The sequence below is a fragment of the Capnocytophaga sp. H2931 genome (assembly GCF_002302535.1).
Classification (GTDB): Bacteria; Bacteroidota; Bacteroidia; order Flavobacteriales; family Flavobacteriaceae; genus Capnocytophaga; species Capnocytophaga canis.
Genome location: NZ_CP022381.1, coordinates 660,136 through 672,372, shown reverse-complemented (window position 1 = coordinate 672,372; position 12,237 = coordinate 660,136). Strand labels below are relative to the sequence as shown.

General features: G+C 35.5%; 10 protein-coding genes. 2 read left to right on the top strand and 8 right to left on the bottom strand.

The genetic code is table 11. The annotated features are described in order from the left end of the window. Nucleotides 1-23 precede the first annotated feature (23 nt). Nucleotides 24-1,046: an endonuclease/exonuclease/phosphatase family protein gene (locus CGC52_RS02835; protein WP_095893383.1), complete on the top strand. Its 1,023-nt coding sequence runs from the start codon at nt 24-26 to the stop codon at nt 1,044-1,046. Nucleotides 1,047-1,091: 45 nt separating this feature from the next. Here the strand turns inward: CGC52_RS02835 and lipB are convergent, their stop codons facing one another. Together lipB and ccsA are read right to left on the bottom strand one after the other, a co-directional pair. Further along, nucleotides 1,092-1,790, bottom strand: coding sequence for a lipoyl(octanoyl) transferase LipB (gene lipB / locus CGC52_RS02830; protein WP_095893382.1), 699 nt, complete (start codon nt 1,788-1,790; stop codon nt 1,092-1,094). A 106-nt stretch (nt 1,791-1,896) separates the two neighbouring features. Continuing rightward, nucleotides 1,897-5,037: a cytochrome c biogenesis protein CcsA gene (gene ccsA / locus CGC52_RS02825; protein WP_095893381.1), complete on the bottom strand. Its 3,141-nt coding sequence runs from the start codon at nt 5,035-5,037 to the stop codon at nt 1,897-1,899. Between the two features lie 130 nt (nt 5,038-5,167). Between ccsA and CGC52_RS02820 the strand changes: the two genes are divergently transcribed. Further along, nucleotides 5,168-5,716, top strand: a complete 549-nt coding sequence (locus CGC52_RS02820; protein WP_042007332.1) for a hypothetical protein — start codon at nt 5,168-5,170, stop codon at nt 5,714-5,716. Between the two features lie 79 nt (nt 5,717-5,795). Here CGC52_RS02820 and gyrB read toward each other — a convergent pair whose 3' ends face one another. From gyrB to CGC52_RS02790, 6 genes are all read right to left on the bottom strand, one after another. Next, nucleotides 5,796-7,754, bottom strand: coding sequence for a DNA topoisomerase (ATP-hydrolyzing) subunit B (gene gyrB / locus CGC52_RS02815; protein WP_042007316.1), 1,959 nt, complete (start codon nt 7,752-7,754; stop codon nt 5,796-5,798). Nucleotides 7,755-7,935: 181 nt separating this feature from the next. Next, nucleotides 7,936-9,033 carry an OmpA family protein gene (locus tag CGC52_RS02810; protein ID WP_042007312.1) on the bottom strand — a complete coding sequence of 366 codons (1,098 nt, stop codon included), beginning with the start codon at nt 9,031-9,033 and terminating at the stop codon, nt 7,936-7,938. A gap of 506 nt (nt 9,034-9,539) precedes the next feature. Next, on the bottom strand, nt 9,540-10,892 hold the full coding sequence (gene murC, locus CGC52_RS02805; RefSeq protein ID WP_095893380.1) for a UDP-N-acetylmuramate--L-alanine ligase: 1,353 nt from the start codon (nt 10,890-10,892) through the stop codon (nt 9,540-9,542). A gap of 68 nt (nt 10,893-10,960) precedes the next feature. Then, nucleotides 10,961-11,278, bottom strand: a complete 318-nt coding sequence (locus tag CGC52_RS02800; RefSeq protein WP_095893379.1) for a nucleotidyltransferase domain-containing protein — start codon at nt 11,276-11,278, stop codon at nt 10,961-10,963. Then, nucleotides 11,275-11,709: an HI0074 family nucleotidyltransferase substrate-binding subunit gene (locus CGC52_RS02795; protein ID WP_095893378.1), complete on the bottom strand. Its 435-nt coding sequence runs from the start codon at nt 11,707-11,709 to the stop codon at nt 11,275-11,277. The genes CGC52_RS02800 and CGC52_RS02795 overlap by 4 nt, the downstream gene beginning before the upstream one ends. A gap of 54 nt (nt 11,710-11,763) precedes the next feature. Beyond that, a complete protein-coding gene (locus CGC52_RS02790) occupies nt 11,764-12,216 on the bottom strand; it encodes a GNAT family N-acetyltransferase (protein WP_095893377.1) in 453 nt (150 codons plus the stop codon). Nucleotides 12,217-12,237 lie beyond the last annotated feature (21 nt).

The window sequence follows — 12,237 nt, the reverse complement described above, 5'->3', positions numbered from 1 at the left end:
TGGGATGCTTATAAAATACGGAAATGTACAAAAAACTAAACTTTTTTGAGAAAATACTTTTTTTAACCAACGTATTTTTTGTGCTATGGCTTTTGGTGTCATACCTCATTCCGTACCTGCCTCCAAAGCGATTTTCAATCATTTCAGTATTAGCCTTGTTAACTCCTATTGTATTGATTGTAAACGTTTTATTTTCTATATATTGGTTAGTAAGAAGAAAGAAAATATTTCTTCTTTCAACCGTAATTTTGTTGTTTGGTTACGAGTCTCTCACACGATTATTTCAGATATTAAACACTTCAGCCGAGGCAGGAAATGGTCTTTCTTTAATGTCGTTCAATGTACGATTATTCAACCACTATCGTTGGCATCCCGACCGAAATCTAAAAGATAAAATAATTGAATTTGTTCAAAAACAATCGGCTGATATAATTGTTTTTCAAGAGTTTTATAACCATAAAAAATATGACATCGCAGGATATCCACATAAAAAAATCATTACTAAAACTCCAAAAGATAATATTGGTCACGCTATCTTTAGCCGGTTTCCAATAATCAATGCAGGATCATTGAACTTTCCGAACACGAGCAATAATGGTGTTTTTGTGGACATCAGGGTACAAAAAGACACTCTACGTATTTATAGCTTACATTTAGAATCGCTACATATAAAACCTGAAAATGAGCTGATTAATCAAGATAAAGAACGTCTTATCAAAAATATTAGTCGTAGGTTTGTACTGCAGCAAGAGCAAATGGAACTTTTCAAAACCCATCAGAACACATCTCCCTACAAGACTATTGTTTGTGGAGATTTTAACAACACTGCTTATTCTTATATTTATCGAAATATCAGAGGCGAAAACCTAAATGACGCTTTTGAAGAGAAAGGTGTGGGATTTGGAAAATCGTTTAATTTTAACTTTTTCCCTTTTCGGATTGACTATATTTTGTTAGATAAATCATTGAATATTCAAGATTTTAACACATTTAGCGAAGTGTTATCAGACCACCGTCCAATGTTAGTGAAATTTTCTATGGAGTAATAAAAGGCGTAAAGACGCAAAATTTTGCGTCTTTACGATGATATTTTAAATCATTTCTGCTTCAAAAAGCTCTTGGAAATATTTGATAATCTTTTCTTTAACCTCTTCTATAGCTACTTCTTTTTGACCTAATTCCAAGTTGAGCGAGGTCACTGCCTTACCACGTATTCCACAAGGGATAATATTATCGAAATAGCCCAAATCTGCATTTACATTAAATGCAAATCCATGCATAGTTACCCAGCGTGAACTGCGAACTCCCATAGCACATATCTTACGAGCAAAAGGCGTACCTACATCTATCCAAACTCCCGTTTCACCTTCGCTCCGAGTTCCTTTAATGCCATAGTCTTTCAGAACTAAGATGATGGTTTCCTCTAACAAACGTAGGTACTTGTGAATATCTGTAAAAAAATTATCTAAATCTAAAATAGGATAACCTACAATTTGCCCAGGTCCATGATAGGTAATGTCTCCACCACGATTAATTTTATAAAAGGTAGCTCCCTTTTTTTTGAGCGTAGCCTCATCAATTAGTAAGTTTGAAATATCTCCACTTTTTCCTAAAGTGTACACATGCGGATGCTCTACAAAAAGGAAGTAATTCGATGTAGGTTCATTGGTATTATTTGCTCTGTTTTTCCGTTTCTTTTCAATGATAGATTCAAAAAGAGACTCTTGATAATCCCAAGTTTCCTTATAATCTTTCGTTCCTAAGTCTTTGAATATGATTTGTTTATTCATTTTTAATGCGTTTATATTCAAACATATAATCTAAAATACAGCAGGATTTCATGTCAACCCTAATTATTTCAGACACTTACATATGTTGCTTGAAATACAAAAAGTGTTATTTTTTATAATATTGTCGGTATTTCCAAAATGAAATCGCCCCTGAAATCAGTACAAACGCTACCGAATAGTAAACAAAGGAAGGCGTAATGATTTTGTCTCCACTTGCATAACTATGCAGTCCTGAAAGGTAAAAATTAACCCCGAAATAAGTCATAAGAATACTAAAAAGAGCTATCGTGCTTGCAAAACTGAACGCCCAACGCCCACGAAGCCCTGGAACCAAACGCATATGGATTACAAAGGCATATACCATGATGCTTACCAAAGCCCATGTTTCTTTTGGATCCCAGCCCCAGTAACGTCCCCAGCTCTCATTTGCCCACATGCCTCCTAAAAAGTTTCCGATAGTAAGCATGACTAATCCTACGGTTAGTGATAGTTCATTTACAATCACTAACTCCTGAGTAGCTAATGACATACGTTCTTTATTTTTATCGGTCGTAAATATCATCAGGTACATGGAAATAATTCCCAGAATAGCTCCCAATACAAAAGGCCCGTAACTTCCGACGATGATTGCCACGTGAATCATTAACCAATAGCTGTTCAACACAGGTTGCAAGGTACCTATAGAAGGATCCATCCAATTCCAATGTGCGATCATCAGAATCATCGATGTAACGAAAGCAGTGGCAGCTAATGACAACAGTGAACGTTTGGCAAATAGTAATCCCATACCCATAGTTGCCCAAGCTACGTAGATCATACTTTCATAAGCATCACTCCAAGGTGCATGTCCTGAAATATACCAACGACATATCAAACCAAGCGTATGAAGTAAGAATAAAATTAAAATCAAGTATTTACATATACGAACCGCGATATTCAAGAAAGGTTTTTTTGAAAATATATCCACAACTAAGAGAATGAACATCACTCCTCCTACGTATAAGTACCACTGAAACAATAGGTTAAAAACATCTATTTTATTATAGAGAATCTCGGCTTTTATCTTACTTTCCGATGGAAGTACCTCCGCTCCGTGATTTTGTTGGTTTTTCTTAAGAGCTTCTAACAATTTATCAGGATTTGAATAATCTCCCGTTTGAATGGATTCACGAAGCATACTCAAATACATCGGCACTGCATTGCTTATAAAATTGGCGTACAATGAATCTTTTTCCAAACTTCTGTCACTACGAAATTCAACACCTGAAACCCAACGGTTATTAGGGTCGTTCAACAAGGGAAATATTTTTAACATTTCACCCGATAAAGCTCTATTTATCAAACCTATGCGTTGATCAGCGTTCTTAAAATCTTTTTGAAACTGATTTGGAGTGTTCGTTGAATAAATTTCATGTAAATAGGGACTTAATTTATAGCTCATATTTTCGTCAAAGAAATCTGCAAAACGAACGTACTTTGTACCTTTTTCTACACCTAAAAATGAGTGTAAACTGTCATTTTGTTTCTTTACGAAAATAAAATCGACCTGTGTCCAAACTCCAGGGTGCAACATCATAGATAGCAGGGCTTGGTTAGGATTCATCCCCCTAAAATCATCAAATTTGGTCATCTTACGCATTAACTCCGAAGCGAAAGTATGTACGGGTTTCATACGCCCTGAATCTTGGATTACCAACTCACCGAACTTTTCAGCGTGTTCTTTGCTTACGGTCGTAGCTTTCAAAATCGAATCAATTTCAGCATCCGATGGTCTTACGGAATGTTGCCCAAACATTACAGAACTTCCTAAAAGAAATAATAGAACACTTAATTTTTGTCGTTTCAATTGCACATCTCTAAGTTGTTTTGCTAATTTTATGAATCGTGATTTACCTACAAACATAAAAGCAATTAACCCTCCGTAGAGTAAAAAATAGCCTATGTAAGTAATCAGCGTACCCCAATAATCGTGGTTAACAGACAATACGGTACCTTTCTCATCGGGGTGAAATTGTGCTTGGAATAATCGGTATCCTTTATAATTCAGAATGTTATTCATGAAAATATCGTAGTTAAATCTTTCGTTTCCATCGGTTACCGTAACTTTACTTTTGAAAGCGGCGTAGCTATTTTCTGTTCCAGGATACTTATCTGCAATAAAGTCATCAAGTTTTACCGAAAAAGGAACCTCTACACGACGTGAGCCATAGCTTAGATGGAAGTCTAATCCATTTACACTGATGCTTTTTGGTGGATGTATAATTCCTTTGCTTCCCATGACAGTAACTTCTTTGCTTTCGTCCCCCGAATTGATTTCGAGTACTACCGCATTCGAACTTTCTTTAGTAATTTCTTTTTCATCCAAGGCAACCACACCTTCATAGCCTCTTACCATAAACTCTGGAACTACAAATTGAATACCTTCCAGTGAATAGAGTGAGCGCATCATGAAAGGTTGCAAACTGTCCTTAGCAACAGGGGTAAACTCTTGAGTAGCCATTGTCATATATTTCCCTTCAAAAGGAGTGCGAATCAATTGTTGTTTATCGTTAATGGTGAGATTTATAGCTCCTTCGGTCGGTCGATTTAATGCAAAAAGTATGTTGTGAACATTAGTTACTTCACCATCTTTCAAAAAATGTTCGTGACGTGTTCCTCCTGAAGATTCCACTAACTTTAGGTATAGCGCCCCTTCAGGTGATTCTACGAATCCTTCCTTAGCTCCACGGATAAATTTTTTGTATTTAACATCAAATCTTTTTCCTTTGAAATCATCATTCCAATGATATGAATTCCGAGTATAGGGTGAAAAAAGAACTTCAGTTTGGTTGCTTTTACGGAGGGGTTGTCCATCATGTTGTCCATCGACAAATACAGATATGTAAGTTCGATCAGATACATAAAAATTGGCTGTATCCCCTTCACGTATTGACATCAATCCCTCGTCACTCATATAGCGGGTAATACCTGCACCAACAATAATAAAGACCCACGAAAGGTGCAACACCAAAACCGCCCAATTTTCTCTTTTCAAAAGATTGTAGCGTTTGATATTACCAATAAAGTTAACGGCAAAAATAAGCATGATTAATTCGAACCACCACGCATTGTAAATCCAGATACGAGCCGTGTCAATCCCATAGTCGTTCTCAATAAATGTCCCTAACCCTAAAGCAATACCAAATACGATGAAAAAAATCGCCATCAAACGAGTTGAAAAAACGAAGTTTACGAATGATTTTAACATAAATTTATTGATAAGTAGTGTTTCGCGCAAAGATACGATTTTAAACCATAAAAAGCAGGAAAATACAGAAAATATTTCCAGTTCTAAAAAATATTATTACTTTTGCCTTTCAATTAAAATTATCATAGACATGAAAAGACTTATTATTGTATGTTTGGCTCTTTTTTCAGGGAAAGCATTTTCACAGGATTACCCAAAGAATCAAATAAACTTGAATGCCTTAAACGCTATTGCTATCGCTTCGGTTGAGTTGGGTTATGAACGCTATGTCGACTTCAATCAATCAATTGAAGTTGAAATGTTTTTTAACGACCGTTTTTCCTACTTTCCAAAAGGAGATAACAGAAAATACAGTGCAACGAGTATCAAAGTAGGATATAACTACTATTTTGATTTAGATAACTTATCAGGCCCCTATATCAATCCGTTTATCAAGCAGCGTTTTGGTAGTTTTAAAGAAACTGTATTGAATGCTGACAAAAAGGAGGTTGTAGAAACGACTAAGCTGGATAGTTTTATTTTTGGAATCGGAATTGGGTATATTTGGAATTATAATGATACGTTTGTTGTGGCTCCATACGTAAACATAGGACGTAATTTCGGTAAAAAAATTGTTGAAAACAAGTATTTTTGGGCTATTGAACCAAACGCAGGTATCAAGATAGGGTATAAATTTTAGGATCATTCCCTTTAATAAAAGTAAAAAAGGCTGTTTAGTAAATTACTGAACAGCCTTTTTTATAAGTACACTTTTATGACTAAGCATCGATTTTTGCATATTTTGCATTCTTCTCAATAAACTCTCTGCGGGGAGGTACTTCATCTCCCATTAACATAGAGAAAATTCGATCAGCCTCACTAGCGTTGTCGATAGTTACTTGACGGAGCGTTCGCTGAGCAGGATTCATAGTTGTTTCCCACAGTTGTGGAGCATCCATCTCTCCCAAACCTTTGTATCGAGTAATGTGAGCCCCTCCTCCAAGTTCCTCACTCACACGGTCACGCTCTTTCTCGTTCCATGCGTAAACTTCTTTCTTGCCCTTTTTCAATGAATAAAGTGGAGGTGTAGCAATATAAACATACCCTTTTTCAATTAACTCACGCATATAGCGGAAGAAAAATGTCAAAATCAGAGTTGTAATATGTGACCCATCGACATCGGCATCACACATGATAACCACTTTGTGATAGCGTAACTTCTGTAAATTCAAGGCTTTAGCATCTTCTTCTGTGCCAATGGTTACACCCAATGCTGTGTATATATTTTTGATTTCATCATTATCAAAAATTTTATGCTGCATTGTTTTTTCTACATTCAATATCTTACCTTTTAGAGGAAGAATCGCTTGATAGTTTCTGTCACGTCCTAACTTAGCTGTTCCCCCTGCGGAGTCTCCCTCCACCAAGAATATTTCACACTTTTCAGGATCTTGTTCTGAGCAATCGGACAACTTTCCTGGAAGCCCACCACCACTCATCGCGGTTTTACGTTGCACCATTTCACGAGCCTTCTTTGCTGCCTGACGTGCTTGTGCAGCTAAAATTACTTTCTCAACAATGGTTTTAGCATCGTTCGGATTTTCCTCTAAATAAGATTCCAGCATATCGGATACCGCTTGTGAAACAGCCGATGTAACTTCGCGGTTCCCTAACTTAGTTTTTGTTTGCCCTTCAAACTGAGGTTCAGCTACTTTCACCGAAATGATCGCTGTTAACCCTTCACGGAAATCATCTCCTACAATTTCAATAGGATTCTTTTTATCTTTACTTGCTTTTTCCAACAAACCGGATTTATCCGCATAGTTTTTAAGCGTACGTGTCAATCCCATACGGAATCCTTGTAAGTGAGTTCCTCCTTCAGTAGTATTGATATTGTTTACATAAGAGTGTAAATTCTCGTTGAACGAATCGTTATAAATCATCGCTACTTCCACAGGAATCTCATTTTTTTCTCCTTCCATAGAGATTACGCGATTGATGATAGAAACCCTGTTTCCGTCCAAATATTTAATAAACTCAGACAATCCATTTTCGGAATGAAAGGTTTCAGAGATATATTCTCCTTTTTCATCCTTATTGCGGAAATCCGTTAAGGTAATGGTAATACCTTTGTTTAAATATGACAATTCACGAATACGAGTAGCTAAGGTGTCGTATTTATATTCCGTTGTTTGTTGGAAAATTTCCTCATCGGGATGAAACGTTACACGTGTCCCTCGTTTGTCCGTATTGCCTATCTGTTTGACGGGAAAGAGTGCTTTCCCTCTTGAGTATTCCTGTTCCCAAACTTTTCCATCACGGAAAACAGTTGCTATCAGATGCGTAGAAAGTGCATTCACACACGAAACTCCCACGCCGTGTAAACCTCCTGAAACTTTGTATGAGCCTTTGTCAAATTTACCTCCAGCTCCAATTTTAGTCATAACCACTTGTAAAGCGGAAACACCCTCTTTTTTATGAATATCCACAGGAATCCCGCGACCATTATCTTCAACAGTAATGGAATTATCCTCATTAATAGATACAGTGATTCTATCGCAGTGTCCTGCTAATGCCTCGTCGATAGAGTTATCCAAAACCTCATATACCAAATGGTGCAAACCCCGTGTACCCACGTCTCCAATATACATCGAAGGACGCATACGCACGTGTTCCATTCCTTCCAAAGACTGAATATTATCCGCCGAATATTGACTTTTGTTTAGTTCTTCGCTCATAAGTTATTTTTGTATTCTATAAGTAATAATAGTCTACAAAGGTACAACTTTTTTCGAAATTAGACAATACGTTCTCAAAAATGTAACCCTAAGAGATGTGAGTCGAAAAAAAGAATATAATAACAAAAAAACTGCCTGAAAAGTTTCAAGCAGTTTTTATTATTTACGACCATATGGAGAACTATTCTCCTAAAATTCTGAATTCTGTACGACGGTTTTTATGATGTTCTTGCTCTGAACACTGAACTCCGTTAGCACATCTGTTGATCAAACGAGTCTCTCCGTATCCTTTTGCAATCATTCTTGAACGTTGTATACCTTTAGAAGCCAAGTAGTTAACAACTGCATTAGCTCTTTGCTGAGATAACGACATGTTGTAATCGTCGTTTCCTCTTGAGTCAGTGTGAGACATGATTTCAACACTTGTGTTTTTGCCATTCAATAGAGGGAATAACATCTCATCAATGATTTTTTCAGAGGCTTTTGTTAATTTAGCACTATTGTATTCGTATAAAATAGGCAACATTGTAGGCTCTAATAATTTACAATCAACTTCTTCCCAAACGGTAACTCCTCCTTTTTTTACCAATACTTGTCTGGTAATAGTTTTGTACTCAGCAGGAACTTCCACTTTACGAGTTGTTGCCTCTCTATCAACTACTTCACGCTTGATGGTAGCATATTCAGCAGGGATTTCAATTTCCTCAACACGAGCAGGGGTTTTAACAACCTGACGTTTGAAAGTAGCCTCAATGCTTGGAATTTCTCTTTCTGTAGTATGAGCGTCTTTCACCAAAGTAACAACATCTACGCTCTCGAAACGAGCAGGTCTTTCAACGAAACATGCAGTAACACAGGCATCTTTATTGATTGAAGGACAGTTGTCTAGATGTTTGTACTCCCAACCTGAAGTTTTAGGATACACTTCCAAAGTTTTAACATCTTTACCAAAAGCAGCAGGAACTACAGTTAATATATTACCAGCTTCTTTTTTCTCATAAGGAACTTGAACCGTCTCATAAACAGCTGGTACGTAGACCAATTTTTTACTTGCTTCTTTTACTAAAACACGCTCTTCAATCGTTTTGAACGTACCAGGAATTACTTCCAATTTGCTGTAAGCGGGAGCAATCTGGATTCTCTCTGTCTCTTCACGAAATTCATCTTTCGTGATACATTTTACATAACACTTACCTGGAGCCGGATTTGCTGGTAAATCTTGTGCAGACACATAGCCCACAAATGAAAGTGCAACTAAACTTAAAGTTGTTTTTTTCATACTCTAAATATAAATTATTTTGTTTAAAATCTGTGGCAAATTTCGGGATTAAAATCGTATTAAAAAAAAAATTAACAGGACTTTATGCTTTTCAACGAAAACTCCTACTATTACTCAATATTTCAAGGTATACTAAAAATTACATACATATCGTGTTTGCTTTTTAAATACCTAAAAATCAACATTAATCATATAATACTAATCATTAAAAACAAGCCTATTTGTTGTTTTTCAATTGTTTAATTTTTATGGCTATACTAAAATTTTTGTGAAGATTATTAAATCTGTATTTTTTGATTTTTAAAAATTTGTGTTCATTCTGTACATTTGTGGTCAAATTCAAACCACAAATACACACAAATTTTCACAAATATGCTTTCAATAAACTAAAATCACTAAAATTATAAGGACTATTTTTTTGAAAGGTCACCACAAAAATTTTACTAATGCCATTTTTATTTAATACTTAATTTAATGTAAGTTTTGAGTAGATATTGATATCTGCTCTACATCTTGAAACTGCTCTTAATTCTCTCAACTTCTGCCCCGATGTCACCTGCTCCAACAGTAAGCAATAACTTGGGCTGTTTTTTGGTTAGTAACGGAATTAAATCCGATTTTGAGACCAAAACTTTCTGTTTGCTTTGAATTTTTTCTAACAACACTTCTGACGTGATTCCTTCAATGGGCAACTCTCTTGCAGGATAAATATCCAACAATACTACATCGTCAAATTTGGATAAACTCTCTGCGAATTCGTTCATAAAATCGCGAGTTCGAGTAAACAAATGAGGCTGAAAAACAATGGTTTTTTCAATTTTTGGATACATTTCGTCCACCGCTTGGAAAAGTGCATTGATTTCCGATGGGTGATGTGCATAGTCGTCAATGAAAACGAAATCCTTTTCTTTGATGATGTATGAAAATCGACGTTTTACTCCTTTAAAAGTTGCCAATGCGGACAATAATTTTTCAGCAGGAAACCCCGCTTGTACACCCATCGCCACCGCCGCCAAAGCGTTCGACAAATTGTGTCTGCCCGGTTTTGGAAACACATAGTTTTTAAGAACGTTGTTTGCATAATGGAAATCAAAGTGATACACACCATTTTCGATACGAATATTTTGAAAGCTGAAATCAGAATTACCTTCCAATCCGTATGTTTTTCCGTTTATTTTCAGTCCGTTACATATAATCCGATTTTCATCAGATTTAATTTTGTCGGCAAAATCACGAAACCCTTTTTCAAATTCCTCTTTACTTCCGTAGATGTCCAAATGGTCGGCATCCATTGAAGTAATACACGCAATATCAGGAGATAACCTTAAAAAAGAGCGGTCGAATTCGTCGGCTTCAACAACGGTAAATTTACTTCCGTTAAGAACTAAATTGCTGTTGAAATTTTCGGCAATTCCACCTAAAAAAGCACTTACCGAAGCTCCACTTTCCACTAAAATATGAGCCAAAATGCTTGATGTTGTGGTTTTTCCGTGCGTTCCTGCCACCGCTAAACAAAAACTATTTTCAGTAATCATTCCTAAAATTTCGGAACGCTTAAAAACTTGATAACCATTCTTTTGGAAGAAAACAAGTTCAACGTGCATTTTCGGGACGGCAGGTGTGTACACTACAAGAGTATTTTCCACATTTTTGAAATCTGATGGAATATTTGCTTCATCTTCCGTAAAGTGGACTTTAATTCCTTCGTTTTCAAGTGTATCGGTAATTTCTGTTGGTGTTCGGTCGTATCCGCAGACATTCTTTCCGATGGCTTTGAAATAACGAGCCAATGCCGACATTCCGATTCCACCAATCCCGATGAAATATACGTTTTTTATGTTATTGAAATTGACTTTCATTGCGTTTTTGTTTAAGGTTTTGAAAGATTAAAAGATTTAAAAATTAAATGATTAAAAGATTAAAAAAACTATTTGTTGTTTTTCTTGTATAAAACTATTCCAACTCGCTCAATATGAGCTTTCAATTCACTATTATCTATATTGTTAAAAACCGATAAATCTACTTTGTATGGTAGTAGTAATTCGTCAATCAAAAGTTCTATTTTAAGTAAATCATCATACGAAACTTCTCCGATGATGCTTAAATCAATATCCGAATTGTATCTAAAATTTCCTTTCGCTCTTGACCCATATACAATCACTTTTTCAATATTTTCAAATTTTTCAAAAATATTTTGGAACGATGTTAAAACGGCAGCTTCTAATCCAAATTGTTTCGTTTTCATTGTGAAAGTGGCTTCATTTTTTCTTCAAAATCTTGAAAAGCAAATAGATAATCTTCTTTGATTTTTTTTAAAATATCCGTTGCCGTACTTTGGTTATAGGTATGGCTACTTTGATTACGGCTGATAATCATCTCTCGCCAAACCATCTGATTTTTTTCATTGATTAACCCCATTGCAAAGGCTTCACGAATGGCATCGCGTGAACCTGCCACGTTTGTAATCCCTTGATATATCGCGTAGTCTTTCATTAAATTCCACGCTAACTCAAAAGAAAATTCGAACGATTTGATTACCGATATTCCGATTATTTCCAAAAAATCATTCTTCTCATTTTTTGCGTTTTCCTCAAAATAGTATAGGGCTTTTTTGAGTTGCTCCAAAGCCTTAGTATAATTGGCAAATCGCTGTTTATATCTGATGTCAAGCTCCATTTCGTTTAATAATTTAAAAAATTAAAAATATTGAAAGATTTAAAAATTAAATGATTAGTTATTGTTTTTGTATTCCATCAAAACAGAGGTTAATCCATTTTTTGTAACTCGTTCTCTTATAATGTTAAATCCTAATTTTTTGTATACTTCAACTGCACTCGTTGATGAGTTAACGATGATGTGATTTGCTTTTGTGTCATTTTGAGCAAATGCAAACAATTTACGTCCAATCTTCAAGCCTTGATATTTTTTATCTACAAAAAATAAGGAAATGTGCTGACCATTTTCTTTAACTCCGATAATCCCCACAAGGTTTTCATTGATAAATGCTCCGTACATTGATAATAAAGAGACTTGTTCCTTATTTTCAATATAACTATTAAAATGGCGATAGCCCTCATCGTTATAGTCCATTTTGTTGCATTTGGTAAAGACTTCTAAGGATAATCTCAAGCCTTTTGCTATCAAATTTTCCGAATTTAATTTCTTAATGATTACCTCTTTCATTTCAATTTTTTTGATTTTTTC

Coding starts and splice junctions, on each gene's coding strand:
- CGC52_RS02835 (WP_095893383.1), top strand. CDS start 24: ATGTACAAAAAACTAAACTTTTTTGAGAAAATACTTTTTTTAACCAAC.
- lipB (WP_095893382.1), bottom strand. CDS start 1,790: ATGAATAAACAAATCATATTCAAAGACTTAGGAACGAAAGATTATAAG.
- ccsA (WP_095893381.1), bottom strand. CDS start 5,037: ATGTTAAAATCATTCGTAAACTTCGTTTTTTCAACTCGTTTGATGGCG.
- CGC52_RS02820 (WP_042007332.1), top strand. CDS start 5,168: ATGAAAAGACTTATTATTGTATGTTTGGCTCTTTTTTCAGGGAAAGCA.
- gyrB (WP_042007316.1), bottom strand. CDS start 7,754: ATGAGCGAAGAACTAAACAAAAGTCAATATTCGGCGGATAATATTCAG.
- CGC52_RS02810 (WP_042007312.1), bottom strand. CDS start 9,033: ATGAAAAAAACAACTTTAAGTTTAGTTGCACTTTCATTTGTGGGCTAT.
- murC (WP_095893380.1), bottom strand. CDS start 10,892: ATGAAAGTCAATTTCAATAACATAAAAAACGTATATTTCATCGGGATT.
- CGC52_RS02800 (WP_095893379.1), bottom strand. CDS start 11,278: ATGAAAACGAAACAATTTGGATTAGAAGCTGCCGTTTTAACATCGTTC.
- CGC52_RS02795 (WP_095893378.1), bottom strand. CDS start 11,709: ATGGAGCTTGACATCAGATATAAACAGCGATTTGCCAATTATACTAAG.
- CGC52_RS02790 (WP_095893377.1), bottom strand. CDS start 12,216: ATGAAAGAGGTAATCATTAAGAAATTAAATTCGGAAAATTTGATAGCA.